This is a genomic window from Streptomyces sp. NPDC047108 (genome assembly GCF_040643575.1).
GTDB lineage: Bacteria > Actinomycetota > Actinomycetes > Streptomycetales > Streptomycetaceae > Streptomyces.
The window spans coordinates 302,380-328,177 of the sequence record NZ_JBEYUP010000001.1 but is presented as its reverse complement, the minus strand read 5'-3'; the positions used below and the strand labels follow the sequence as shown (position 1 = coordinate 328,177).

Below are 25,798 nucleotides of genomic sequence, written 5' to 3'. Positions count from 1 at the left end.
AGAAGCGGCGGGTCGCCGTGCGATCGGCGGGCGGTGACGAAGCGGCAACAGAGCCGGCGCCGGACGTTCCTGCCGGCAGCGCGCCGTATGGAGATGCCCCGGGGTGTTCCGGCTCTCCCATTCTGACGCTACGTCAGCTAGAACCTCTGCCATGACCTACGACGCGAGCGACCACGGCACGGACGGCGGGACGGGGGAGCGGACCGGATCCGGGACCGGCGGCACCCGGAGCGAGGTCTACGCGGAACTGGCCTCCGTCGGGCCGTACGGCGTGCGCCCCGGCCATGCCCTCATCACCATGGTCGAGCCCCACCCGGGCCACGAGTACGCCTACAACCGCTGGTACGAGGACGACCACTTCATCGCGGGCGCGATGGCCATGCCCTGGATCTACGCGGGACGCCGCTGGGTCGCCACCCGCGAACTCCAACTCCTGCGCTACCCGGGCACGTCGGCCGTCGCCGCCCCCGTCACCGCAGGCTGCTACCTCTCGGTCTACTGGATCACCGACGGCCGCTACGACGACCACATGCGGTGGACCGTCGCCATCAACAAGCGCCTCGGCCGCGACAGCCGCGTGCACCAGGCCCGTACCCACGTCTTCACGGCCTTCCAGGACCACGCGGCGACCGTCTACCGCGACGGCGCCGCTGGGCCGCGCGACTTCCACGCCCTCGACCACCCGTACGCCGGTCTCGTCGTCGAGGTCATCGACGCCGAGAGCCCCGAGCAGTGCGCCGGGCTCCTGGAGTGGCTGCGCGCCAGGCACCTGCCGAAGCGGCTGAAGGGCTCACCCGCCGCGCTGGTCACGGTCTTCAGGCCGACACCGCTCCCGCTCGACCGGATGTCGTACGTCAAGCAGGTCGAGGGTGTCGGCACCCGTCTGACCCTGCTGTGGTTCCTGGAGCGGGATCCGCGGGAGTGCTTCGCGGAGTGGTGCACGGGGCTCGACGCCGACGTCGCGGACTCCGGGCTCGGACGCGTCGAACTCGTCGCGCCGTTCCTCCCGACCGTGCCGGGCACGGACCGGTACGTCGACGAACTCCGCTGACCGGTAGGCCCGTTGAGGTGGTGTCCATCGCGGGGAGGCGGATGAACCACGGGGAGGGCCCCGGACAGCAACCGGCCCCCTCGGCCGGGACGGCGACCAGTCGAGAGGGCTTCTGGGTTGCGCTGTGTGCGCGTACTACGGGTGTTGCCGGTGTTGCGGTGTCGACGCTCTCGTCAGACGGCGCCGAACGAGCCTCGACCGACCTCGCGGATGAAGTCCGTCCACGTCTCCTGCGTGAAGCCGAGGACGGGCCCCTGGGGATCCTTCGAGTCGCGGACCGCGACTGCCTGAGAAGTCTCCTTGACTTCCACACAGTCCCCATTGACGGCCGAGTACGAGGACTTGGTCCACTCCGTCAGCGATGGTTGCCGACTCAGCATGATGACTCCGATGGTCGTGCCGGTTGATTGGGCTTGGCACCCAGCCGCTTTCAGCGGCTCTGCGACCGACGCTACGCCGCAACAACCGTGCCGGCAGGCCGTGTTCACCCAACCGAGTGGCATATTCCACCGGGATCTTCCTGGCCCTGTCCCACGGGTGTACGGTGCGAGCCCTCAGCTCTGTCCGTAGGCGTTCCGTGGACTTCGGGACCTTCCGGGACCTTCGGGATCAGGTGCTGTAGCTCATCACCACCTTGTGGATGAACTCGCGCGACTGCTCGGCGTTCAACGCCTGGGCGCGCAGGTGCTCGTACATCACCGCATAGCTCTGCACGTCGTTCGCCTTCTCCAGGTAGAGGTCGCTGGTGACCCCTTCCAGATAGACGACGCTGGCGTCCATCGCGTCCTGGAACTCCAGAATCGCGAACTTCCCGTACATGCCCGGGTGGGCGCCCACGTCGTACGGCAACACCTGCAGTGTGACGTGCGGTTGCTCGCTGAGCTGAGCGAGATGTTCGAGCTGCTGCGCCATGATCTGGGGTGTGCCCACGACGCGCCGCAGCAGCGCCTCGTCGATCACCGCCCAGAAGCGCAGCGGGTTGATGGGATCCGTCAGACGGTCCTGGCGCTTGAGGCGGATCTGGATCCGCTTGTCGATCTCGCTGGGCGTGGCCTCGGGCCACATCCCCTCGATGACCGCCTGGGCGTACTCCCGCGTCTGCAGCAGGCCGGGGACGATGAGTGATTCGTAGACGCGCAACGAGGCCGCGTCCGTCTCCAGTCCGATGTAGACGCTGTACGGGATGTCGCCGAACGCATGCCACCAGCCCTGCTGGCGCGAGTCCTTGGCCATCTGCATGAGCGAGTCGACGATCCGGCGGTCCTCGACCTCGTAGACCCCGCACAGATCACGGACATCGCGCTGGCTGATGCTGCGGCGGCCGTTCTCCAGCCTGCTGATCTTCGACTGCGAGACCAGCAGGCGCTCCGCCACCTCCTCGGCCGTCATGCCCTTGAGCTCGCGGAGCCTGCGCAGCTCCTGACCCAGCCGGCGCCGTCTGACCGTGGGATTGACATGGGACGCCACGGAAACTGCACCTCCGACTTGTACTGCTGTTTGTTCAGCAGACTGCCACTTCTGGCCATGGCCCCGCTGGGAAACGGCAACAGAGGGTCCCGGTGCGAGCACAAGGCGCAATCCCGTTTGAGGGTACGGGCGTTCGTCCGGGTGGGTCCGTGCGGCCGGGTCGGTCCGGCCGGCCCGGGGGCGTACGGCGCGGGGCGGGCACGGGGCACCGTGACGGCGCGGTCCCGGCCCGTCCGCACCCTCTGCCCCGTACGCGCGGGTGCTGCCCGTACGCATGCGTGCTGCCCTGGACGCACGCGTGCGCGCGAGGCGGCGGGGCGGCCGTCGTCCGAACGGCCTCCGCCACCTCGCGCGCATCAGCGGCTCCCGAACCGGGTCGTGGGGACTGCGGTGCGGTCAGGTGGAGTCGGTGCTCCGGTGCTGTTGTGGAGCCGTTGTCGTGCCGTGACTCGTCCGAACTCGTCCGGGAGGAATCCCGGAGGTCTCTCAGTGAGCCACGGCGCGGGCCATACCTCCGCGACGCGTCGGCACCGGGACTCCGCCGGGCTCGCCCGCGCGTCCTCGTGCCGGTGCGCGCCGTGGCTGTACCGCCACGCCGTTCTGCACGTCCATCACGGCGTGCGCGACCAGACCGCCCATGGGGTCGTGCCTGATCAGGTCCCGGAGCCGGGAGCGGGAGGACCGCCCCTCGTTACCGGGGTAGAGGTGCTTGCCGAGCCCGACCGCGTGGGCCAGGGCGGCGAGCGCCGCGGTCCGCGGGTCCGGCGGTACGCCGGTGCGGATCGCACTGTCCAGCCGGTTCCTGATCTCCCGGGTCATCGCCGATTCCGTCGCCTGGTAGCGAGTCGTCGGCAATACCCCGCACATCTGGCCGGCGACTGCGTGCACCATGCCGCAGCGCTCGAGATGCGAGAGATACGTCTGGCGCAGCCCCAGCCGGGGCCCGCCGATCCAGTGGACCGCTCGCACCGGGCTGCCGCGTCGGCGCAACAGCTCGAGTGCCGTGTCCAGCGTCGGATCTCCTGTCGGCCGTGGTAGGACCACGGCGATACGATCCCCGTCTGGGGCTATCCGTCCCGCCAGGGCCAGCTCCACTAGCTGGGCCCCGGCCAGGCCGAGGTCGAGCGACTGCGGCTGCGCCGTGGTTCCCGTGGTCGGGTCCAAGGCGAGCAGCAGAAGCTCCTCCGGAATTGTTCTGCGGCTCCTGCCCATCCATGCCTCCCCGCGTGGATGAATGACAGGGTGACCCCTCTCACACTTATCTGTCGAGAGTGCCTGGGTGGTTCGTACGGGAACCGGTAGGTATGTCGTTCCCGTCTAGCACGAAAGCGACGGGTCGTGGCGGCTGGGGAAGGAGCCGGACGCGTGGGCGGCGGCGTGACGGCGTGGGGCACCCACTGCCGGGCTGGAAACTGGTAGAGCGGATGGGCTGCGGTAGCGGCAGCGGGGCGGCGGCGTGGACGGCGCACGCGTCCCGCGGGACGTACGAAGGAGGCATCGGTGGCGGGCGAGTCCCCCGAGAAGTCGGAGCAGGGGAAGTCGTCGGGGGAGACGGCTCGACGCGAAGACGGGCGTGAACACGAGCGTGATCCGAGGCTTGCCTACGGTGGATCGCCGACCTCCGAGAAGAGCGCCGCGGGCGCGGAGTTGACGGACGGCGCGGCCGGTGAGGACGCGACCGGCGCAGGCGCCGACGGAGCCGTTGCGACGGAGGCGGACGGCGAGTCCGCGGGCGCGGCGGACCGCGAGGCCGCGGAGGAGTCCACCGAGGACTCGGCGCGGGGCTCCGCCGCGGACTCCGCGGGCGGTTCCGGCGCTGACCAGCGCGACGCGCGCCTGCGCGCGGCGGTCGCCGCCTGGGTGGCGAGCGCGGACGAGGGCGGTGCGGGCGACGCGGATGACGAGGGCGCGGGCGGGGGCGACGCGAACGGCGACGGCACGGCCGACACCGCCGATGCCGAGGCCGGCACCGAGGACGCGGCCGACGCCGACGCCGGGGAACGTGCGGCGGACGACGGGGAGCCGGAGGACGAGAGCGCCGCGAGCGCCGCGTCCGACCTGCCGAAGCGCCCGGTCGACCGGGCGACGACATCGCTCTCCACGCTCCCCGAGCGGCCGGAGGCGTCCGGCGACGGCGCGGACGACGAGCCCGTGGACCGGCCCACGTCCGTCTTCGCGACCCGGCCGCCCGCGGAGCGCGAGGGGAAGTCCGGGGGCGACAAGGGCGCGGAGCCCGAGGCCGGGACGGGCGGGACGACCGCGGAGTCGCGGGCGGACGCCGCCGAAGCCGCCGCCGACCGCGGGGCCGTGGATCAGGCGACCTCCGTGTTCCGGACCCTGCCGCGGTCCGGGGGCGACGAGGCGTCCGGGACGAACGCGTCCGGGACCAAGGCGTCCGGGACCAAGGCGTCCGGTACGGCGAAATCCGGCCAGGACGGCGCCGCCGAGCGCTCGGCGGGGGACGCCGACGTTCCGGAGCGGCCCGTGGATCAGCCCACAGCCGTTTTCAAGGCCCCTGAGCCCCGCGAGCGCGATGAGCCGTCCGGGACCGCTCGCAACGCCGGAGACGGACGCTCAGCCGCCGGGAAGACGCCGTCGGCGGACGAGTCCGGGTCCGGGAAGTCGCCGGAGGGGCAGGGCAGTCGGGGCGAAAAGTCCGAAACGTCCGAAAAGTCCAAAGATGTCGATGGGGCCCCGAAGAACGGCGACCGGCCCGAGCGCGACGCTCCGGCCGGGCGCGTGGACCAGGCGACCACCGCGTTCAAGGCCGTACGCACCAAGGCGGGGGACTCCGGCAAGGGCGATGCCACGGGTGACGGCGGTGCCACCGCCCGTACCGGGAACGGCGCGGACGGCCCTGAGCCCTCCGCGGCCGAGCGGACCAGCCGGTTCGTCCCGCTGAAGTCCGCCGACGACGCACCCCGCAAGCCCCCGTCCGCGGCGGTCGCTGCCGAGGGGGATGCCGAGGCGGAGGCCGGCGTGCGGTCCGAGGCGGCGTCCGCCGCCGCCGAGGGCAAGGCCGGAGCGGTCCCCGAGGCGAAGTCCGCCACGTCCTCCGAGGCGAAGGCTGCCGCGCCGGAGGCGAAGTCCGCCGCGTCCGGCGCGACGGCCGCCGCGCCCGAGGCGAAGGCCGCGCCGTCCCGCCCCGGTGAGGCGCCCGCGCAGCCCGGGGAGTCTCCGCGGCCCCCCGGGGCGCCCGCGCTGCCCGAGTCCGAGCGGACCAAGCAGGAGCCGGTCCCCGATCCGGCCCCGCTGGAGCTGCTCGCCCAGCTCACCAACACCCCGCCGCCCCCGGAGACCCCGCTCCGCAACGCCGTGCGGCGGGTCAAGATCTGGACGCCGCTCGCCGTTCTGCTCGCGATCGTCTTCGCGATCGCACAGGCGGTGCGCCCGCTCCCCGAGCCGACGCTCACCCTGACCGCGACCCAGGCCTACGAGTTCGACGGCGCCAAGCCGTCCATGCCGTGGCCCGACAGCGGTCAGGCGGCCGTCGGGGTCGACGGCCTCGGCAGCTTCGGCACGTTCGGCGAGCAGAAGCCGGTGCCGATCGCGAGCGTCGCCAAGACGATGACCGCCTACGTCATCCTCAAGGAGCACCCGCTCAAGCCGGGCAGCCAGGGTTCGAAGATCCCCGTCGACCGCAAGGCCGAGGAGGACGCCGGGCTCGGCGCGCAGAACGAGTCGGTCGTGGAGACCGAGGAGGGCGAGACGCTCACCGAGTACGAGGCCCTCAACGCGATCATGATTGCCTCCGCGAACAACGTGGCCCGTCTGCTGGCCCGTTGGGACGCCGGTTCGGAGAAGGCGTTCGTCAAGAAGATGAACGACGCCGCCAAGGACCTCGGCATGAAGAACACCACCTACACCGACCCCAGCGGTCTGGAGGCGACGACCGTCAGCACTGCCGAGGACCAGGTCAAGCTGGGCCGGAAGGTCATGCAGGACCCGGTGTTCCGCGAGGTCGTGGCCAAGCCCTCGTACAAGGACCGCAACGGCAAGAAGCAGGACAACTGGAACCGCCTGGTGCCGTTCAGCGGCGTGGGCATCAAGACCGGTACGAGCACGGCCGCGCAGGGCAACCTGCTCTTTGCGGCGCAGAAGAAGGTGGGCGGTACGACGCAGCTCATCATCGGTGCCGTGCTGCGCCAGCCGCCGGACCCGTCCGACAACTCGATCCTCACCGGCGCCGTCGAGGCGAGCAAGCCGCTGATCACGTCCGCGGGTGACGCCCTGACCAGCCGCAAGGTGGTCAAGAAGGGCGATGTGGTCGGGCACGTCGACGACGGTCTCGGCGGGACGACCCCGGTCGTGGCCACCAAGGACGTCTCGGCCGTCGGCTGGACCGGTCTGACCGTGGACATCGCCCTGACCGACAACGGCAAGGTCGTCCCGCACGAGGCGAAGGCGGGCACCAAGGTCGGGACGATGACGGTCGGCAGCGGCCTGGGTCAGGTCAAGGTGCCCATCGCCCTGCAGAAGGACCTGATGGAGCCCGGCTTCGGCGACAAGTTGGCTCGTATCACCTGATCCGTCTCATATTGCCCCGTTCGCGGCCGAGTTCACCACCGGCGGCGGCCGGGGCCCGGAAGCCGGCCCCGGTGCACCGCGTGTGCGCCGGGGCCCTTCTGTTGCGATCCCGCGACATTTCCCGTCGCAACCTCCCCATCTCTCTGTCTGTCCTATAAACGTCAGGACCGAAGTGGGGAGAGCTGATGAGAGCAGTACTGGGAAGCGTGCGCCGGAGAGCCGGAGTCGCACTGGGTGTCGCCGGCATGGTGGTGCCGCTGTCGTTCGCGCTGGGCGCCGCGCCCGCGCAGGCCGCGTCCTGCACGACCTCGACCGGGCCGCACCAGAAGCAGGTCGAGAAGTTCCTCGGCAGGCCGGTGGACGGCAAGCAGTCCGCCGCCGACTGCAAGGCCATCCGTGCCTTCCAGACCAAGAACGGCATATCCCCCAACATCGGCTACGCGGGGCCGGTGACCTGGGGCGTGATGGACCTGATGAACAAGCAGAAGGCCGCGGGCAGCAACCCGAACAAGGCCGGCAAGTGCCCGACCAACAAGGGCCGCATCGCCTGCGTCGACCTGACGCGGCAGCTCAGCTGGATCCAGGACGGCAAGACCCTCAAGTACGGGCCGGTGCCGGTCCGCACCGGACGCAACGGGCACGAGACCCGCACCGGTGCCAAGAAGATCTACTGGCGGAACATCGACCACTGGTCGACCCTCTACGACGTCCCCATGCCGTACAGCCAGTTCTTCGACGGCGGACAGGCATTCCACTCCATCACGGGCAGCGTCTGGTCGCCGCCCGGCTCGCACGGCTGCGTCAACATGCGCACCGGTGACGCCAAGAAGTACTGGAGCATGCTGAAGAACGGCGACGACGTCCACGTCTACGGTCGCAAGCCCGGCACCTGAGCCGGACCCCACGGCGCCTGAGCCGCAACGCGACCCGGCCAGGCCGAGCCCCGCTCGGCCGGGCCGGGTTCGTGTTCGGCCTGGTCTTGTTTCCTGTGGCCCGGGTCATCCGCGGCCGCAAGCGCCGGACGGGCAACCGCGGCAACCTCTCCGCCCCGTGCCGCGTCTATCAGAAGGCCAGGCGTGATCCGCGGACTCGCCTGGCACCGTGCCGGGTGAGTCGCGGCGCCCGGCGCCATGCCGGGTGGGTCGTGGCCGGATCCCCCGTGCTAGCGTCGCCGGGCGGCGTGTGCGCTCGGGGAAGCACGCCGAACGAAACGGGGGAGACACCGCAGTGACCACCGTGGATCCGACCCGCGCCGACGACGGCGGCGGTGCCGGCGAGGGGCACATATCCGTGCCCGGTCCACGTCGGGGCGGCGGCACCGCGCTCGCCAACAGGCTTACGCGCAGCGGCACTCCCACGCCCCCGAGCACGCCCGAGCACCCGCGCGGCCGCCGTCGCCGCGCCCTGCGCCGCCTGATCTCCGCGCACCCCGTCCTCGTCACGCTCGTCGTCGCCGCGCTCCTCCACGTCCTCTGGGTGGAATTCCTCGCGAACAGCGGCGGCGACCTGGCCGCGCAGGACGCGTGGGCCGAGTTCGTCGGCCGCCATCCCGACTCGGCCTACAACCTCGCCTGGTACGGCGGGATGCACCCGGTCTCGTACAGCGTCATCTCGCCGTACCTCATGCATGTCCTGGGCGTGCGGACGACGATGATGATCGCGGGCACGCTCTCCAGCGGTCTGCTCGCGCTGATCCTCGCCCACAGTCCGGGCATCCGGCGCCCGCTGCCGCCCGCCCTGGCCGGCACGTTCGCGCTCACCTGCAACGCCATCTCGGGGCGCGTGACCTTCGGCCTCGGCACGATGTTCGCGCTGGGTGCGGTCGCCATGGTCTTCTCCTGGCCGCGCGACCCCGACTGGCGCACCCGGCGGCTCATGTACGTGCGGGGCGCGTCGGCCGCGCTGCTGGCCGCGCTGGCGACCGCGGGAAGTCCCGTCGCGGGACTGTTCCTCGGCGTGCTGGCCGCCGCCCTGTTCCTGGACAAGCGTCGCCCCGCCGCGTACTGCCTCGGCGTCACGCCGGTGATCGTCGTCGCCGTGTCCGCCCTGCTGTTCCCCTTCTCCGGCACGCAGCCGATGGGCTTCGGCAGTGTCGTCCTGCCCTTCCTGTTCGGTCTCGCCTCGCTGCTGCTGGTGCCGCGGCACTGGCGCACCGTGCGCATCGCGTCCGGGGTCTATGCCGTGGGCGTTCTGCTCACGTGGATCGTCGACTCCCAGATCGGCAGCAACGTCACCCGTCTCGCGCTGGTCTTCGCCGGGGTCGTGTTCGTCGCGGCGCTGCCCTGGACGCGGCGCCGTTCGCGCCGCTGGTACGCGCTGGTGGTGGCGCTACTCGTCGTCACCGGGTGGCAGTCGTTCAAGACGGTCGACGACATCGTCCACACCACGCCCGCCGCCTCCTGGGCCCGCGAACTCGCTCCGCTGGCGGACCGGCTGGAGCGGCTCGACGCCGACCGCGGCCGGGTCGAGGTCGTCCCCGTGCGCAGCCACCGCGAGGCGTCCGCCCTCGCGCCGTACGTCAACCTCGCCCGCGGCTGGAACCGCCAGGCCGACATGGAGCGCAACCCCCTCTTCTACGAGGAGGGCGAACTCGACAAGGGTCGCTACGAGGAGTGGCTGCACCGCTGGGCCGTGCGCTACGTGGTGCTGCCCGACGACGAGCCGGACCCTTGGGGCAAGAGCGAGGCCGAGCTGGTCAAGTCCGGTGTGCCGTATCTGACGAAGGTGTGGTCGGACGACAACTGGAAGGTCTACCGCGTCAAGAAGCCGACGCCGATGGCCGATCCGCCCGCCACGGTCACGCGCGCGGACGCCGGAGAGCTGGTCGTCTCCGTGCGCTCCGCGGGCCCGGTCCTCATCCGCATCCCGTACTCGCCCTGGCTCGGACTCGTCGACGCCGAGGGCAAGGGGGTCGAGCCGCCCAGCACACCGGAGAACGGCCCGGACTTCGTGAACCTGAACGGCTGCCTGACGCCCCACGGGACGAAGGTCGTCGAGGGCGAGCCGGAGGACGAGTGGACGGTGCTGCACGCGCCGCGCCCGGGCACGTACCGGATCGCCGCGCCGTACCAGCTCCCGCGCGGGACGCCCTGCCCGGAAGCCGACTGACCCTGTACGACGTGGCGTTCAACGGAGCGGGCGCGCACGACGTGCACCGGACGACCGAGCCTGCGGCGCCGAGGGCTCCCTCGCCCCGGTCCTCCGGGAGTTGACCCATGGGGTGAAGACACACCGGTCCACTCCACTGCGGATCTTCACACCACACCCCTACCTCTGAGTAGTGACGTGCTGCATAGTGGGCCCACTTGATCCACCTTGATCCACGGAACGACGTGAGCACGGACAGAGGAACCTTCGATGACGTGTCGGCGATGTGGCGGTCACGAGCATTCGTTGTCGGGACGGCCCTGCGTCTGCCGTTTCGTCACGGCGACCCCGTCGCGGCACGAACCGGCTCCCTGGGCCATCCGCGAGACGCTGTACGGCCGTTGGACCACGCTGCCCGGACGCCGTAGGGCGGCCGTCGCCGCGGGCGCGCTCCTCGCGGTCACCGGGCTCGTCGGCGGCGTGGCCCTCCTCGCCGCGTCCGTCCTCTCCGCCGGCCCGGGCAGCGGCAGCGCCGCGGCGCACGGCACGGACACCGAGATCCGGGACGCGCCGAAGCCGAGCCTGATCCTGCCGACCGCCGTCGAGGAGCGCGAGCCGACCATCAGCACCACTTCGTCACCCAGGCCCTCGAAGAAGCCCGCCCGGCGCACCCCGAGCCCGAGCGCCCGGCCGACCGGCAAGCCCGGCGAACCGGGCGTCACGTTCACGGCGTGGGCCGGGCCCGGCTGCAACACCCCTGCGGGCGGCGGCTACCGCGAGACCGGCCGCTGGTCCGGCGGTGCCGAGGGCTGGTACACCGTCGCCTCCGGCGGCTACGACGGCGCCTCCTGCGACGGCTCCTTCACCGCCGTCCCCATGTCGGGCAGCCCGACGGAGGACCACGACGCGCGGGTGGAGTGGTGGTGGTCGGTGGGCAGCGCGTCCCGGCAGTGCTCGATCGGCGTGTACGTGCCGAGCGGCACCGGCGCCGGAGACGTGGGAGGCTCCCCGACGCTGTACGAGGTGCGCTCCGGTTCCGGCGACGGGGCCTCCGCCTACGGGGGGTTCGCGCTCGACCAGAGGGGCAACCGCGGGCGCCTGGTCGACGCCGGGACCTACCCGGTGCGGGACGGCCGGATCGCGGTGACGATGTTCGACCGGGGCGTGGACTGGAACGATGACGGGCCCACGTACGCCCATCACGCGGCCGCCCAGATGAAGGTCACCTGCCGGGCCTCCTGACCGCGGCCGCGTGCCCGGGCAGTTGCCGTATCAGCGGAATCCAGCCCCCGGTTCGCTCACTCCTCGTCCGCGTCCAGCACGCCCTCCTCCCGGAGCTGCTGCGCCTGCACCTCCGACGGCGGGTACGGGTCGTAGTCCGACGGCCGGGGCGACTCCGGCCCGTCCGGTCCCACCCGGATCAACTGCTGGACGCGCACCACGCGGAAACGGCGTCCGAGGACCGCGACCTCGTCGCAGCGGTCCGCGTCGAGCCGGTCGGCCGCCCGCGCGAACTGCGCCTGCTCCGCCGGGTCGAGACGCAGGATGCGCGGGCCCATCTCGCGGAAGTAGTAGGCGAGGGTGTCGCGAGCGCTCTGCGGCGCCGGGCCGGCCGCGGCCATCGGCTGCCAGCGGCCCCCGGCCTCCTCGGCCACGGCGAACTCGGTCGGCAGCAGCACCCCGCCCGGATGCGTCTCCAGCGCCTTCAGCGAGTCGGCCCGCACCGCGTGCGGGACGGCCGCCGACCGGTAGACCAGCGGCAGCAGTTCCAGCCGGAGCAGTCCGTCGCTCACTGCCGTCGCGGCCGTGGGGTCGATGACGAAGCCCTTCGTCCGGCGCGAGGACGGACGGCTGCCGCCCGACGACTCCGTGTCCGGGTCGGTGGGACGCGGTGGTTCAGGACCGTCGTCTCCCATCCGGGTGAACTGGTCGGCGCGGATGATCCGGAACCGCCGCCGGGCGACGGTCAGTTCGTCCACGACCTCCCAGTCGAGCCGCAGCGCCGCCGCCATCAGCTCGGCCGCCGTGGCGGCGTCGCCCGTGTCGTCCGCCTCCTTGGCCATCAGGCGGAAGTGCGCGCCGAGCGAGTCCCGGGCCATCTGCGGGAAGCCGTCGCCCAGCGTCAGGATCCTCCAACGCCCCCTGAACTCCTCGGCGCAGCCGAACACCGGCCCGATGCCCGCCACGTACGGGAAGGCGTCGACGGCCTCCCACGCGTCGTGCTCGGTCACGGCCGACACGGGGTCGTCCCGATGCGTCACCTTGATGACCAGATGCTCGGGTACGGGCGGCACTCGCCCAGCGTCATGAGTCATGTACTCAGTGTGCTCATCGCCCCGGTTCTTCGCAGCGCTTCCCACAACTGGCTCATTCGTCAGGGATCGAGCCCGTGGGCGCCGTGTGCCTGCTATGAGCGACCGCGTGCGGACGCCGCGCACGCCGGGGTACGCACCTGCGGACCCCGACCCGGGGACGCCCGGCCGACCAGGCGCCCGCCGGGGCGGGATCCGCAGCTCACGCGGCCGAACGGACGCTCAGGGGAGGCCCGTTGCCGGTGCGCGACGCGTGCGCGACGAGCGCGCGGTCAGTGCGCGAGGACCGGTGCCGGCACCCCCGCGCCCTCGGCCGCCTCCGCGCCCGCACCGTCCGCCGAACCGGCGACCGGACCGGTGCCGCCCTGGCCGCGGGTGTTGACGAACGCGAAGGCGATCAGCGCGGACAGCGCCAGGATGCCGACCGCCCACCAGATGGCCGCGGTGTAGCCGTGCACCATCGACTGGAGCTCCAGTGCCTTGGCCGCCGCCTCGCTGGTCGCGCCCGCCGCATGCGACGTGGCGTACGCGGTGGTGGCGCTCGCCGCGATGGTGTTCAGCAGCGCCGTTCCGATCGCACCGCCCACCTGCTGGGAGGTGTTGACCATCGCGGAGGCCACGCCCGCGTCGCGCGCCTGGATCCCGTACGTGGCCATGCTCATCGCCGGCATGAAGGCCGTGCCCATGCCGAGCCCGAGCAGCAGCTGCGCGGGCAGGATGAGCGAGACGTAGGAGCTGCCGACCTCGAGCTGGGTCAGCATCAGCATGCCGGTGGCGGCGACCAGGAACCCCGGCGCCATGAGGAGGCGGGGCGGGACGCGGTTCATCAGCCGCGCACCGATCTGCGTGGAGCCGGTGATCATGCCCGCGATCATCGGGAGGAAGGCGAAGCCGGTGGTGACCGGCGTGTACCCCTTCACGATCTGCAGGTAGTAGGTCAGGAAGAGGAACAGGCCGAACATCGCGATGACGGCCAGGCCCAGCGAGGCGTAGACGCCGCCGCGGTTCCGCTCGGTCACCACGCGCAGCGGCAGCAGCGGGGCCTTCACCCGGGACTCCACGAACGCGAAGGCGGCCAGGAGCACCGCGGACGCCACGAACAGGGCGACCGTCACGGAGTCGCTCCAGCCGTCGGACTCGGCGCGCGTGAACCCGTACACCAGCGACACCAGGCCCAGCGTGGCCAGGACGACACCGGGAACGTCGAGCCGCGAACGGTTGCGGCCGCCCTCGGGCTCGTGAATGACGAAGTACGCGCCGGCCGCGGCGATCACGGCGAACGGGATGTTGACGAAGAAGGTCCAGCGCCAGTCCATGTACTCGGTGAGCACCCCGCCGAGGATCAGACCGACGGCACCGCCACCGCCCGCGATGGCGCCGTAGATGCCGAACGCCTTGGCCCGCTCCTTCGCCTCGGTGAACATCACGGCGAGCAGCGACAGAGCGGCCGGGGCGAGCAAGGCGCCGAAGGCGCCCTGGAGCGCGCGGGAACCGAGCAGCATCGCCGGGTTCGCCGCGGCGCCGCCCAGCGCGGAGGCGGCTGCGAAGCCGAGGAGGCCCACGACGAACGCCCGCTTGCGGCCCCACAGATCGGCGACGCGGCCGCCGAAGAGCAGCAGCCCGCCGAAGGCGAGCGCGTACGCGGTGATGACCCACTGCCGGTTGCCGTCGGATATGCCGAGGTCGGACTGGGCGGAGGGCAGGGCGATGTTCACGATCGTCGCGTCGAGGACGACCATGAGCTGGGCGATAGCGATGAAGACCAGGGCTTTCCAGCGCTTGGGATCGGGTGGCGAGGGGGCGGCGAGCGCGGAGGGAGAGGGGGATGAAGCTGTTTCGGGCATGACGGTGCCTATCTCGTGACGAAGAAAGATCAAAAAGAACGAACGGGCGGACGGCGGGCCGCGGCGGGGAGGCGGCGCCGGGGATCAGGAAAGCTGCCGGAGGTCCTCCAACGTGGCGGCGGAGCCGGGCAGTTCGGAGCGCGCCGGGGCGCGCAGCCCGTCCAGCAGCAGTTGCAGATGGCGGTGGACGTACCCGTCGAAGCCGGAGCAGCCGTCGCCGGGCAGCGGCCGGGTGAGCTGGGTGACGGCGACCATCAGATCGCCGACGGCGACGTCGGGGCGGAGCAGGCCCGCCGAACGCGCCCGCTCCATCAGGGTGTTGATGGCCCGGTCTAGGCGCTCACCGGCCTCCACGGTCTCGGGGTGGTCCTTTGCGTCCCCGGCCTGGGAGATCAACGGGCAGAGCGCGCCGATGCGTTCCTCGGCCGCCGCGTGCACGAAGCGGCCCAGCGCCTCGAACGCGTCGGTCTCCTCGGTGAGCGCCGAGTCCGCCTGGTCGATGATGCGTTCCATCACGTGCAGGGTGACGCGGTGGATCAGCTCGTCGCGGTCGGGGAAGTGCCGGTAGAGCGTGGCGTTGCCGACGCCTGCGCGGCGGGCGACCTCGTCCATGGGGACGTCGGCCCCCTGTTCGACGAACATCTCGCGGGCGGCGGAGATGATCCGCTCCCGGTTGCGCAGAGCGTCCGCCCGCATCCGGGGCTCGTGGCTCTTCACGGTGGTGGGGCTCACGACGACGACGCTCCTCTCGGTCTCTGGCGCCTCGACGGGGGCGCGGTCTCGGTCGTACGGGGTGTGTGCGGTGCGGTGTGTGCTTGCGGTGTGTGCGGGCCTCCGCGCTGCCCGGTCGGGGCTGCGGGGGGGCGTCCGGACCGGAACCGGGGAAAGCCTCCCCGCTTCGTGCGGACATTGATTCCAAACGGGGAAGGACTCCCCGGATATTTCGCGGCGTCGTGTGATCTGTGTCACGCGACTGGGTGAGCCCCCGGCCCGCCCCCCGGCCGGGCCGCGCCATAACCCTGCGCATGCATTCCGTAACCTTCCGCGTTCACAAGGCGCCCGAACGGCCCACGAACTCCCCCCGACCGGCCCCACCCCGCGCGCCCCGGCCGGACCGCCACCGCACGGTGATCGGACAAGCGCAGTCGGGGAGGACGGCTGCCCGGACCGGAAGGCGGACAGCCATGAAGCCCACCCGCCCCCGAATACGCGAGACCCGCTCGCGGGCCTCGCACCGCACCCCACCGAGCGGGTCGGCCCGGCCCCACATACGCCCGGGCCGCAGATTCCGAAGACCACGCCGCGGCACCGCGCTCTTCGCCGTCAGCGCCCTCGCCCTCACCGCACCCGCCGCAGGAACGGCCACCGCATCCCTCGGCGCCTCCGGCCCCACCCCCGTCACCCGCGCCGAGCCCGGAGCGCCGTGCTCTCCGGCCTCCGTCTCGGGGGTCCAGATGTCGGAGGGCGTGCCGACCCCGGACGGGCACGCGCCCTCCACGGGACGCCTCCGGGCCCTCAACCTCATGATCGACTTCTCGGACGCGCCCGGCGAGGGCACCGCCCGGGACCGCCTTGCCGAGTTCTTCCCGAAGACCGCCGAGTGGTACAGGACCAGCTCGTACGGCGCCCTGTCCTACGAGCCGCACGCCCCGGTGCGGGACTGGCTCCGTATGCCGCGGCCGTTCAGCGCGTACGGCATCGACCGCGGGGTCAGTTACGAGCCGGGCTACCGCAATCTCGTCCGGGACCTCGCGCGCGTCGCCGACAGCCGGGTGAACTTCGCCGCGTACGACCTGGTCAACATCCTCGTCACGCCCAACGCCGGGCCCTCGGCGCTGGACACCGTGCTGTCGGTGACCTTCGCCGGACTCCAGGACGCGCCCAAGGCCGACGGCGTCCCGCTACGCCACATGTCGTTCGTCTACAGCCGCCAGGACGACGGCTCGACGATCGGACTCGAGAACGCCTACCGTGTCCTGCCCCACGAGAACGCCCACGCCCTCGGCCTGCCCGACCTCTACACCTCCAACGGCGGTGGGAAGGCCGGGCACTGGGACATCATGAGCGAGGACTGGGGCGCCAACAACGACTTGCTGGCCTGGCACAAGCGCAAGCTGGGCTGGCTCGGCGCCGGCCAGGTCGCCTGCGCCACGGGCAGCGGCAGCACCGAGCACACGGTGACGCCACTGGCCCGCAAGGGCGGCACCAAGCTGCTCTACGTACCGGTGACGGAGCGCACCGGTTACGGCGTCGAGGTCCGCACCCAGGAAGGCAACGACGCCGCGGTCTGCCGCCCCGGCGTCCTCGTCTACTGGCTGGACACGGGCGTGGGCAGCGGCGACGGTCCGGTCTCGGTCAAGGACGGCAGGCCTTCGAGCGGCGGCTGCGCCCAGCGGCCGAACATCAACGCCGAACTGACGGACGCGACGTTCGCTGCCGGGCAGAAGATGGCCGACCGGGCCAGCGGCGTCACGGTGGAGGTCCTGCGCCGGGAGGCATCGGGCAACTACCGCGTGAAGGTCACCCGCCCCTGAGCCCGCTCAACTGCCGTGTGCGGGACGGGAGACGGCGGTGGGAACGACACGTACGGCGTGGGCCTCCGCCGGTTGGACGGAGACCCACGCCGTACGGTGGATCACTACGGTGATTCAGCGCACCTCGTCAGGACTCAGAAGCGGCCCGGCACACCACCCGGAACGCGCTTCGGCGTCGGACCCGGACGCTCCGCCGCCTCGCGGTTCCGCGTACTCGTCGCCTCACAGGTCACGTTCTCGGCCGGCAGCTTGCCGCTGCCCAGATAGGCGTTGACCGCGCGGTTCGCGCAGAGCGCGGGGTCCTCGGAGTACACGCCGTGGCCCTCGCCGCCCTTCACGTACACCAACCGCGAGCCCTTCATGGCGTGGTGCATGCCGAGGCCGCTGGTCAGGGGGGTCTGGGAGTCCCACTGGTTCTGGACGACCATCACGCCCGGAGCGTCGCCGAACGTGGTCGCGGGCTCCTTGGGCTTGTCCCAGAACGCGCACGGCATGATGTTCGAGGCGTAGTCGCCGAACAGCGGGTACTTGGCCTTCTCCGTGACGGAGTCCTTGCGGTACTGCTCGGTGTCACGCGGCCAGGCGGCGGTGTCACCGCACACGACGGCCAGGAAGGACGCGGTGCCGTTGTCGGCCGGCTGCGGCGCCGGGGCGGCCGAGCCGCGGCGCACGGTCCTGCCGTCGGCGGCCTTCTTCAGGTCGGAGACCGTGTGGGCGGCCTGCTTCGGGCTGAAGAACTCGGACCGCGTCATGCCGCGGATCATGGTGCCGTCGAGCTTCTCGTCGTTGTACTCGATGGGGTCCTTGTCGGCGCGCTTCACCAGGTCGTAGAAGGTCTTGCGCACCTCGCCGGGGGTCTTGCCCAGCTTGAACGTGCTGTTCCGCTTGGCGGTCCACTTCGTCCAGCGGTCGAACGCCGGCTCCGTGCCCTCGGCCCACACCTGGATCATGCCGCGCCAGATCCGGGCGGGATCGACGGCGCTGTCGAGCACGAAGCGATCGGTCCGCTTCGGGAACATCTCCGCGTACACGGCGCCCAGGTACGTCCCGTACGAGTAGCCCAGGTAGGAGATCTTCTTCTCGCCCATGACGCTGCGGATCACGTCCATGTCGCGGGCGGTGTTGCGGGTGGTGATGTACGGAAGCTTGTCACCGGACTTGTCACGGCACTTGTCCGCCGTCTTGCGCGCCCAGCTGACGTCACGGTCGAACGTCTCCGGCGTGTACGGCCGCAGGAAGTTCTCCTCCTGCCCGCTCAGCTTGCAGCTCACCGGGCTGGACTGCCCGACACCGCGCGGATCGAAGCCCACGAGGTCGAACTTCTCCTGGAGCTTCTTCGGCATCGTCCCCTTCATCATCATCGGCATCGAGAGACCCTCGCCGCCGGGACCACCGGGGTTGAAGAGCATCACGCCGTGGCGCTTGCCGGGCTTGCTGGTCTTGATGCGGGAGATCGCCAGCTTGATCTTCTTGCCCGTGGGGCGCTTGTAGTCCAGCGGGACCTTGATCGTCGCGCACTGGTACGAGGCGGGCATGGAGCTGTCGCACCGGTGCCACGACGGCTTCTGGTTCCGAAATTGCTCCAGCGAGTCCGCCGCGGTTGCCTGCGTCGGGGCGAGCGCGGGTATCAGGGTCGCCGTGACCCCCACCGCGAGCAGGGGCGCTGTGCGTCGTATCCGCACGGTAGCCGTTCCTTCCGGTCAACTCTCGGGACGGAACGACCTTTTCGCGTCCGGGCATGCGCGCGAATCCCTCTACGGGTCATGCTTCGTAATACTCCGGAGGTACGGAGAAAGAGACGTGGGGATGAGAACCGAATGGCGGTGAATGCCATCAGTGGAAACGAGGCGGGTTTGTTGCCGTGCGGCGGCGTTCTTCGGCCGCCGGTCCGGCGGTTCGCTTCGACTCCCGGTCCGGCGGTTCGGCTACGGGGTCGTCGAGTGGCCGCCCGGGGAATCCGGAGCGGTGATCCGCTTCTCGAACCAATGGTGCGCGTACGGCTCGTCGTTGAACGCGTCGACTTCCGCGTACCCGGCCGAACGGTACAACCCGATCGCCTCCGTCAGCGTACCGTTCGTCTCCAGCCGCAGGACGCGGCTGCGGCCGTGACGGGCGGCGTGCGCCTCCAGTTCGGTGAGCAGTCGGCGGCCGAGGCCGAGGCCCCGCGCGGACGGGGCGACCCACATGCGCTTGATCTCGGTGGGCTCGTCGCCGCGGAACTTCAGGGCGCCGCAGCCGACGGGCTGGGTGTGGAGACGGGCGACGAGGAGGAGCCCGGCGGGGGGCCGGAGTTCGCCGGGGTCGGCGGGAATGCTCCGCTCGGGATCGAAGCCGGTGTCGAACCGGCGCGCAAGCTCGGCGAAGTACTCGTGCATGCAGTACTGCGCCTCGGAGGTCTCGGGGTCCGCGGCGGCGACGGAGACCATCGACGCGGTCAGCAGCCGGTCGACCTCGCCCATCGCCGAGACGAGCCGGTCGCGCTGGGCTTCGGTCAGCGGCTCCAGCAGCGAGGCGGCCAGCTCGTTGCTGTTGCGGTTGAGCGCTTCGCGCTCCTCCCGCCCGGCGGCGGTGAGGCGCACGGTCCGTACCCGCTTGTCGCGGGGGAGGGGCTCGACGGTGACCAGGCCGTCGGAGAGCAGGGAGCGCAGCAGCCGGCTGAGATAACCCGAGTCGAGCCCGAGCTGAGCCCGCAACTGCCGTACGTCGCGGCCCTCTTCGCCGATCTCCCAGAGCAGCCGCGCCTCGCCGATGGGACGGCCTCGCCCCAGAAAATGATCGTTGAGGGCGCCCACCCGCTCGGTGACCGTCCGGTTGAATCGCCGCACCTGTGCGATCAGCGCTTCATCCATTCTCTGACCGTAGTCAGAGGCTCGGGGGTGGGTCAATGGGTGGGACGCATCGCGCGGCGGGGGCGAGCCGTACGCCTGGCGCGAAGGGGCGGGCCCGCAGCGTAGACGGCTTGCCGCCGGGCCGGCGAACTCCCGTACTCCGGATGCCACTTCACCTTGCGGGGGGTGGGGCGGGCGTCTCGAACGCCGACGGACGGGGAGGCCGGCCGACACCGGCGATGCGCCTCTGTGGTGTCGGGCGGGCCCGAGCTCTCGATGGCGTCGCGCCGACTGGATCACCCTCCGCCCGAGCCGGGTCATGGGCCACCCGCACGTCGGGTCCGCTAGGCTGTGTGCCGAGCCCGTCCCGGCTGCTCGCCGTACCACCTGGGAGACCGTCGACCGGTTTGGCCTCCGTAGCTCAGGGGATAGAGCACCGCTCTCCTAAAGCGGGTGTCGCAGGTTCGAATCCTGCCGGGGGCACCAGCGAAAAGACCCCCAGCCGATCTTGGCTGGGGGTCTTTGACATCCAGATCTGACATCAACGGCGGCGGTCACTCACGACCGGGCCGCCTCTTGAGCAGCCGGTCCATGTGGCTGATGGCCTCCCGCTGAGTGTCCTGCACGACGTGCGTGTACACGTCCATGGTGATGCTGATCTGGCTGTGCCCGAGGATCTCCATCACCACGCGAGGAGCGACCCCGGCCGCGGTGAGCAGCGTCGCGCAGCCGTGCCGGGCGTCGTGGAGCCGGATGACGCGAAGGCCGGCGGTCTCGGCGACGCGGGTGAAGGACCGGTAGACGTTGCGAGGCTCGATCGGTCGACCGGTCCGGGTGGCGAAGACGTACCCCCGGTCCTCCCACGCATCACTCGCGCGCTGCCTCACCTCGGCCTGGCGCATCCGATGCCAGCGAAGAGGGGCGATGCACATGGCCGGGAGCGGCACGGCCCGGCGACGACGGCCTTTCGGATCGTCGTCGTAGAGGACGCCGCGACGTCTTTGCGTCTGCTGCCGGATGTAGAGCACGCGCTGGTCCAGGTCGACATCCGTCCAGCGAAGGCCGACGATCTCACCTCGTCGAAGTCCCATGGTGACGGCGAGAACGAAGGCGCCGTTGAGCGGGTCCTTACGGGCGGCAGCGAGGAAGTCCAGCGTCTCTTCCAGCGTCCAGGGGCTCAGCTCCCGTGACTTGGCCCGAGGTGGCTCGACGAGGCTCGCCACGTTCCGGGTCACCAGCTCCTCGCGGCAAGCGGCGGTGAGAGCCGTCCGCAGGACGCGGTGTGATTCCTTGGCGGTGGCAGAGGTCGTCTTGTTCTCCAGCTGGACGAGGAAGCGGCGCACGTCGGCGACTCCCAGCGACTCAAGGCCCGCGCACGGCGCGGGCGCGCGGCCTCTGCGGCGCGGCCGGCCTCCTGTCTTCGCCCCGACTGGCCGCGCCCGGCGGCGCGCTACGTGCAGCGGGCAGAGCAGAGAAGACCCTCTGTGGCTGGGGCCGGTCGGCTCCACGGCTTTAGCCACCTCCCCGGTCCGGGTCCCGCGTCGAGCAAGACCAGGGGGCCACTCGTTCAAATTCCGGGCAGGTCCAAGACTGCCCGAGTTGCCAACTAGCGTACGGCCCCCTGATCATGCTCGACCCCAAACCGGGCAGGCCACCGGCCAAACCCGCTCCACCGACCTGACGCCGCATCATGTCGCATGCGATGATGTTGCGGAGGTCACCCTGCAGACTACTCATGCGATTCCATGATCAACTGGAAGGAATCTCAGTGTCTATCACCCCTCGCGGCATGTCGATCCAAGAGGCATACAGCCTTTACCGGGGAGAGAAGCTGATAGTTAACAGAAACTATCAGCGAAAGCTCGTCTGGGGCGTAGACGAAAAGATTCGCTTGATTGATAGCGTCTTGCGAGGGTTCCCAATTCCGCTGTTCCTGCTTGCAGAAACAGCGGACGGTGATTTTGAGATCATCGACGGCATGCAGAGGCTTGACGCCATCTTCGGCTTTATTGAACACAAGTATGCCATTCCGAATGGCGAGACGAAAGAATACTTCGACTTGCGGGAATTCTCCCGCGCGCGCCAAGCTGCCGAATCTGGGTTCTTTGAGATTGAAACGGGGAATCCCTCATTCATCCCCGCTGAAAAATGCGCCGATCTCCTCGACTACCAGCTCGCTGTCACTATTTTCGACTCAAAAGAAGAGACGCATGTAACTGAAGTATTCCGGAGAATCAATTCTGGCGGACGTCAGCTGAGCGCCCAGGAGAAGCGGCAGGCTGGAGTCGTCAGCGATTTCGTTCAACTGATTAGGCGGCTGGCCTCCGACTTCAGGTATGACGGTTCGCCAGATGTATTGCCGCTGAGTAGGATGCCCGTAGTTTCCATCGATTCCGCACGCGAAAGACTGGGTTACGGGATTGCCGCAGAGGAAACATTCTGGTGTAGCCTAGGAGTGCTGAATCCGCGACAATTGCAGCAAAGTGAAGATGAGCAACTCCTTGCAGACATCTGCATTTCTGTGGTGAGGGGAAACACCTTCAGCGTGAGCTCGGACGTGCTCGACAAATATTTCGACCTCGAAACGCCTGAGAGCTTTTCGCTGAATATCGACCTGAATGCCTACGGAACTGACTCTCTGGCAAGAGATGTGAAAGATGTTCTTGGGGCCATGAAGGCTATGGTCGATTCGGAGCGACCAGGTGTCAGCGGGGCGTTTCGATCCCATGTAAGCACAAGTGGTTTCACCTCAGCTAAAACTCCATTCTACGCAATCTTCATGGCATTCTACGACCTGATGATTAGGCAGCAGAAGGAGCTTGCAGACCCGAAGGCTGCATTCGCCGCTATTCGGAGGATCTCCGAGAAGTTGACCCCCAGCAGAAATACAACTACGGAGCGGCAGCGTCAGGAGAATATTGATATCGTACGTGGCTTGCTGGAGAAGCATTTCGTGAGCGCTCCGCGCCCGTCCTTGGCGCACGGCCCGTCAATGGAGATTGAATTTCCCAACATCATTCGAAGGGCTCCTATCGAAACGGCACGATACGAGTTCAAGCAGGGAATTGTCACCCTGGGGGAGGGGCGTTCCGTTGATCAATCTTTTCTAAAGAAGTTGCCTAAGATTATCTCTGCGATCGCCAACGTTGGGCCGGAGGCGGACGGGTATGTGGTTTTCGGTGTCGCGGATACGCAGCAGGACGCCGAAAGGATTGAGCAGCTTGATTCTGTTGTCGCGCTGCGCGTGGGCAGTCAACTTCTAGTTGGTGTCGATCGCGAATGCCGGGCTTTGGATATCACGCCGAGCGCATATACGCGAAAAATTCTACAAGCGATCCAAGGGTCCCCTGTAGGTGAACCGCTTAAAGGGGACGTCCTGGCGAATGTTGACACGATCTCCTACTCTGGAAGATCTTACGTTGTCATCAGGATCCCGGCTCAGGCGGATCTATCGAGCTATGGCGACGAATATTTCGTGCGGGATGGGGAGGACCTCCGCAAGATGAAGACGAGTGAAGCCTTGGCGGCCGCCAGGAGATTCTCCAAATAATGAGGCAATCACATATCGGGCTTCACCTGGACTGGCAGCCCTTGGGCCCTTGAGTCCGAACTCATCTCACAATTCGACCTGCCGCTGAACCTCGACCAGAACCAACACAACGCGTTCCACGGCACTCTCAAGGGCCTGAGGGCCGAAGCGCGGCAGCTGGCACGGGAGTTGCCCGTCAGCGCGTCGGCCGTCGGGCTGACATCACCAGCTGACATCAACGGCGGCGAACGGTGGCGAACCGATGCGGTCACACCCGGATCGACATGCGACTTCCGAGCCAGGTTCCGCCACGCCGCGCCGCAGGGTGATCGAACTCCCAAAAGCGGGTGTCGCAGGTTCGAATCCTGCCGGGGGCACCAGCAAAAAGACCCCCAGCCGATCAAGGCTGGGGGTCTCTGGCATCCGAGCCGAGTGCGTGCCCCTCCGAACGAGAGGCACCAGCTACGCCAGGGGCGGCTCGCGACGGCCTCAGTCCCTGAGGCCGTCGCGTAGAAGACGCCGGGCCACCTCGGTGCGGGCCGCGGTGAGTTCCGTGGCGATCAGCTCGGTCCGGCGGGCCTGCGGCACCACCGCGGCTTCCACGGGCTCTCCGGCGAGCAGGCAGGCACGCCGCAGATGGGTCGGCGGGTGGGTGGCGTCGACCTGGTGTCCGCGCCGGGCTCCGGCGCGCCGCTGCCGTTCGTACTCATGCTCGGGCACGGACGCCGCGTACGTGGTGAGCAGACCCCACAGCTCGTCGGCCCGGGCCATGGCCTCCCGGGTAGACCTCGACCCGCCGAGCGCGGCGCGGTTGGCCTCGCTGCGCAGCAGGACGCCGAGCGCATCGGTGATGAGCAACCGGTCCATGAGGCCTACCGCCGCGTTCGTGGAAGCGGTGCGGGCGGCCAGCCGGTCGGCCAGGTACTCAGCCCGCACCCCGGCCCGCGACGTCAGCCGGACGAGCAGCACCAGAACTCCCCGGACCAGCAGGCGTGGCACCACGTAGAGGGCGTTGACAACCATCTCGATCGCGGGCGGGTGCGGAAGCGGCTGGACGGTGTGGTGCCAGAGAGACAGGGTCCGCACCGCTGTGCCCACCACCAGGCCGTTGCGCGTGTCGCCGTTGGCGTAGTGAGCCAGCTCGTGGCCGAGCAGCGCGATCCGCTCCCCGGGCGTCAGAACCTCCCACAGCGGCATGCCCAGCATCAGCAGCCGCCGACCACGCACCCCGTACGTCATGACGCCGGCGTTGATGCTCTCGTCCACAACGATCGCGTGCACGCTTCGGGTGCCAACCGCCCGCGCCACCTCGTCCACCAGGGCGAAGAGTTCGGGCGCGTCGGCCCGGAGCAGCACCGGCCGGTTGTCGGGCAGGCTGCGAACCCTCGGGGCGAGCGCCCAGGCCAGCACCAGGAACACCGGCCCCGCCGCCATGCCGACGCCGCCCCAGCCCGCCACCACACACCAGACACCACCGACGGCAAGCGCGAGGGTGATGCCGTGCACGGTCAGCGCGAGTGCGATGGCCGTCACCGCCGAGGCGTCACGCCGGGGGCGCGGCTCCCGCCCGCTCAGCATCTCGGCGAGCAGCTGCTCGCCATGCCGTCGTGCCAGGGCGCGCTCAGCTCTTTCCAGCCGCCCTGTGTCCCGCTGCGGCTGCTCGGGGTCCACGTTCCAGTCGCAGGCGGCGCACCAGACGGTGAACCGGCTGTCGCCGCGGATCTGCGCGCCGCATTCCGGGCAGGGCTGTGTCGTCTCTCTGGCGACGGCGGGCATCACGGTTTCCCCCACTCCGCGGCTTCTCCCGAGCCGCTACCTGCTGATACGGGCTGATCCGATCACATCGTGGAGACTTGGTGAAGGTGCGGTCGTCATATCGGCCGAAACCGTGATCCCGCCGCAATCGTCCGGGAGGTCCAACCACCGATCACCCGCGTTTAACAACGCTCGTGATCAATACACCTAGTCGGCGGCCATTCCGTCCGCGGCGAGCAGGCGGGTCACCAGCCCTTGCGCATAAGGGGTGTTGAGGCCTTCCGGGCGGAAGAGGATGCGGTACATCAACGGGGCCACGACACCGTCGAGGACCGTCTCGACCTCGGGGGGATGGTCGCCGCGCGAGGACGCGCGACTGATGATGGTGTCGATCTGCTCCGCCGCGTAGGCCGAGCACTGGCCCGCGTTCGTGCCGTCCGGGTCGCCGAGCAGGGCGTCGCGGATGTAGGCGCGGCCCGTGGGGGAGGACATCTCGTCGAGGAACTGCTCGGCCCAGGCCGTCAGGTCGGCCGACAGGTCGCCGTGATCGGCCGGGGCCGTGTCCGGGCGGAGGCGTTCGACCGCCACGTCCGAGAGGAGTTCCTTGAGGTCGCCCCAGCGGCGGTAGATCGTCGACGGCGTGACGCCCGCCCGCTGGGCGATCAGCGGCACCGTCAGGGTGTCCCGGCCCGTCTCCGCCTCCAGTTCGCGTACGGCGTCGTGCACCGCCTGCTGGACGCGCGTACTGCGTCCGCCGGGGCGCACCATCTGCCTGCGGGCCATGACTCCACCTCACCTTTCGAGCCGTCCCAGCCTGTCTCTGAAGCGAATTCCTGGCTTCAGTGTCCACGGCGTTCCGACGGT

General features: G+C 69.8%; 18 protein-coding genes, 1 tRNA gene and 1 pseudogene. 9 read left to right on the top strand and 11 right to left on the bottom strand.

Features of this window, described 5'->3' with window-relative positions; genetic code table 11:
• Positions 1-151 precede the first annotated feature (151 nt).
• The gene (locus ABZ822_RS01415) at positions 152-1,051 is read left to right on the top strand and encodes a hypothetical protein (protein WP_360845541.1); all 900 of its coding nucleotides are present in this window, start codon (positions 152-154) and stop codon (positions 1,049-1,051) included.
• Positions 1,052-1,224: 173 nt separating this feature from the next.
• Here the strand turns inward: ABZ822_RS01415 and ABZ822_RS01410 are convergent, their stop codons facing one another.
• From ABZ822_RS01410 to ABZ822_RS01400, 3 genes are all read right to left on the bottom strand, one after another.
• A complete protein-coding gene (locus ABZ822_RS01410) occupies positions 1,225-1,431 on the bottom strand; it encodes a DUF397 domain-containing protein (protein ID WP_360845539.1) in 207 nt (68 codons plus the stop codon).
• A 229-nt stretch (positions 1,432-1,660) separates the two neighbouring features.
• Positions 1,661-2,518 carry a helix-turn-helix transcriptional regulator gene (locus tag ABZ822_RS01405; protein ID WP_360845537.1) on the bottom strand — a complete coding sequence of 286 codons (858 nt, stop codon included), beginning with the start codon at positions 2,516-2,518 and terminating at the stop codon, positions 1,661-1,663.
• A 486-nt stretch (positions 2,519-3,004) separates the two neighbouring features.
• Positions 3,005-3,730, bottom strand: a complete 726-nt coding sequence (locus ABZ822_RS01400) for a GPP34 family phosphoprotein (RefSeq protein WP_360845535.1) — start codon at positions 3,728-3,730, stop codon at positions 3,005-3,007.
• Between the two features lie 288 nt (positions 3,731-4,018).
• On the opposite strand from ABZ822_RS01400, the gene ABZ822_RS01395 reads away from it, so the two are divergent.
• From ABZ822_RS01395 to ABZ822_RS01380, 4 genes are all read left to right on the top strand, one after another.
• Positions 4,019-7,045, top strand: a complete 3,027-nt coding sequence (locus ABZ822_RS01395) for a D-alanyl-D-alanine carboxypeptidase (protein ID WP_360845533.1) — start codon at positions 4,019-4,021, stop codon at positions 7,043-7,045.
• 197 nt (positions 7,046-7,242) lie between these two features.
• Positions 7,243-7,938, top strand: coding sequence for a L,D-transpeptidase family protein (locus ABZ822_RS01390; protein ID WP_360846917.1), 696 nt, complete (start codon positions 7,243-7,245; stop codon positions 7,936-7,938).
• Between the two features lie 334 nt (positions 7,939-8,272).
• Entirely contained in the window at positions 8,273-10,153 is a 1,881-nt protein-coding gene (locus ABZ822_RS01385) for an MFS transporter (RefSeq protein ID WP_360845531.1), read from the top strand.
• A 285-nt stretch (positions 10,154-10,438) separates the two neighbouring features.
• Positions 10,439-11,374 carry an adhesin gene (locus ABZ822_RS01380; protein ID WP_360845529.1) on the top strand — a complete coding sequence of 312 codons (936 nt, stop codon included), beginning with the start codon at positions 10,439-10,441 and terminating at the stop codon, positions 11,372-11,374.
• Between the two features lie 56 nt (positions 11,375-11,430).
• On the opposite strand, the gene ABZ822_RS01375 is transcribed toward ABZ822_RS01380, so the two are convergent.
• From ABZ822_RS01375 to ABZ822_RS01365, 3 genes are all read right to left on the bottom strand, one after another.
• Complete coding sequence (locus ABZ822_RS01375) at positions 11,431-12,447, bottom strand: DUF5954 family protein (RefSeq protein ID WP_360845527.1); 1,017 nt, start codon at positions 12,445-12,447, stop codon at positions 11,431-11,433.
• A gap of 269 nt (positions 12,448-12,716) precedes the next feature.
• The gene (locus tag ABZ822_RS01370; protein WP_360845525.1) at positions 12,717-14,288 is read right to left on the bottom strand and encodes an MFS transporter; all 1,572 of its coding nucleotides are present in this window, start codon (positions 14,286-14,288) and stop codon (positions 12,717-12,719) included.
• A gap of 84 nt (positions 14,289-14,372) precedes the next feature.
• Positions 14,373-14,984 carry a helix-turn-helix domain-containing protein gene (locus ABZ822_RS01365; RefSeq protein ID WP_360846915.1) on the bottom strand — a complete coding sequence of 204 codons (612 nt, stop codon included), beginning with the start codon at positions 14,982-14,984 and terminating at the stop codon, positions 14,373-14,375.
• 488 nt (positions 14,985-15,472) lie between these two features.
• On the opposite strand from ABZ822_RS01365, the gene ABZ822_RS01360 reads away from it, so the two are divergent.
• Positions 15,473-16,822: a M6 family metalloprotease domain-containing protein gene (locus tag ABZ822_RS01360; protein WP_360845523.1), complete on the top strand. Its 1,350-nt coding sequence runs from the start codon at positions 15,473-15,475 to the stop codon at positions 16,820-16,822.
• Between the two features lie 134 nt (positions 16,823-16,956).
• On the opposite strand, the gene ABZ822_RS01355 is transcribed toward ABZ822_RS01360, so the two are convergent.
• The gene (locus tag ABZ822_RS01355; protein ID WP_360845521.1) at positions 16,957-18,504 is read right to left on the bottom strand and encodes an alpha/beta hydrolase; all 1,548 of its coding nucleotides are present in this window, start codon (positions 18,502-18,504) and stop codon (positions 16,957-16,959) included.
• A gap of 243 nt (positions 18,505-18,747) precedes the next feature.
• Positions 18,748-19,671: a bifunctional helix-turn-helix transcriptional regulator/GNAT family N-acetyltransferase gene (locus tag ABZ822_RS01350; protein WP_360845519.1), complete on the bottom strand. Its 924-nt coding sequence runs from the start codon at positions 19,669-19,671 to the stop codon at positions 18,748-18,750.
• Positions 19,672-20,060: 389 nt separating this feature from the next.
• On the opposite strand from ABZ822_RS01350, the gene ABZ822_RS01345 reads away from it, so the two are divergent.
• Positions 20,061-20,136 (top strand) — tRNA-Arg (locus ABZ822_RS01345).
• A gap of 68 nt (positions 20,137-20,204) precedes the next feature.
• Here the strand turns inward: ABZ822_RS01345 and ABZ822_RS01340 are convergent.
• Positions 20,205-21,017: pseudogene (locus ABZ822_RS01340) on the bottom strand (site-specific integrase); the annotation flags it as partial.
• Between the two features lie 401 nt (positions 21,018-21,418).
• Here ABZ822_RS01340 and ABZ822_RS01335 point away from each other — a divergent pair.
• Both ABZ822_RS01335 and ABZ822_RS01330 read left to right on the top strand, forming a co-directional pair.
• Positions 21,419-23,200 carry a DUF262 domain-containing protein gene (locus ABZ822_RS01335; protein WP_360845517.1) on the top strand — a complete coding sequence of 594 codons (1,782 nt, stop codon included), beginning with the start codon at positions 21,419-21,421 and terminating at the stop codon, positions 23,198-23,200.
• A gap of 12 nt (positions 23,201-23,212) precedes the next feature.
• Positions 23,213-23,692, top strand: coding sequence for a GIY-YIG nuclease family protein (locus tag ABZ822_RS01330; RefSeq protein WP_360846912.1), 480 nt, complete (start codon positions 23,213-23,215; stop codon positions 23,690-23,692).
• On the opposite strand, the gene ABZ822_RS01325 is transcribed toward ABZ822_RS01330, so the two are convergent.
• The gene (locus tag ABZ822_RS01325; RefSeq protein WP_360845515.1) at positions 23,669-24,955 is read right to left on the bottom strand and encodes a M48 family metallopeptidase; all 1,287 of its coding nucleotides are present in this window, start codon (positions 24,953-24,955) and stop codon (positions 23,669-23,671) included. The two genes, ABZ822_RS01330 and ABZ822_RS01325, sit on opposite strands and share 24 nt — an antisense overlap.
• 186 nt (positions 24,956-25,141) lie before the next feature.
• Entirely contained in the window at positions 25,142-25,717 is a 576-nt protein-coding gene (locus ABZ822_RS01320; protein WP_360845513.1) for a TetR/AcrR family transcriptional regulator, read from the bottom strand.
• Positions 25,718-25,798: the final 81 nt, after the last annotated feature.

Coding starts and splice junctions, on each gene's coding strand:
- ABZ822_RS01415 (WP_360845541.1), top strand. CDS start 152: ATGACCTACGACGCGAGCGACCACGGCACGGACGGCGGGACGGGGGAG.
- ABZ822_RS01410 (WP_360845539.1), bottom strand. CDS start 1,431: ATGCTGAGTCGGCAACCATCGCTGACGGAGTGGACCAAGTCCTCGTAC.
- ABZ822_RS01400 (WP_360845535.1), bottom strand. CDS start 3,730: ATGGGCAGGAGCCGCAGAACAATTCCGGAGGAGCTTCTGCTGCTCGCC.
- ABZ822_RS01375 (WP_360845527.1), bottom strand. CDS start 12,447: ATGACTCATGACGCTGGGCGAGTGCCGCCCGTACCCGAGCATCTGGTC.
- ABZ822_RS01370 (WP_360845525.1), bottom strand. CDS start 14,288: ATGCCCGAAACAGCTTCATCCCCCTCTCCCTCCGCGCTCGCCGCCCCC.
- ABZ822_RS01365 (WP_360846915.1), bottom strand. CDS start 14,984: ATGCGGGCGGACGCTCTGCGCAACCGGGAGCGGATCATCTCCGCCGCC.
- ABZ822_RS01360 (WP_360845523.1), top strand. CDS start 15,473: ATGAAGCCCACCCGCCCCCGAATACGCGAGACCCGCTCGCGGGCCTCG.
- ABZ822_RS01350 (WP_360845519.1), bottom strand. CDS start 19,671: ATGGATGAAGCGCTGATCGCACAGGTGCGGCGATTCAACCGGACGGTC.
- ABZ822_RS01325 (WP_360845515.1), bottom strand. CDS start 24,955: ATGCCCGCCGTCGCCAGAGAGACGACACAGCCCTGCCCGGAATGCGGC.
- ABZ822_RS01320 (WP_360845513.1), bottom strand. CDS start 25,717: ATGGCCCGCAGGCAGATGGTGCGCCCCGGCGGACGCAGTACGCGCGTC.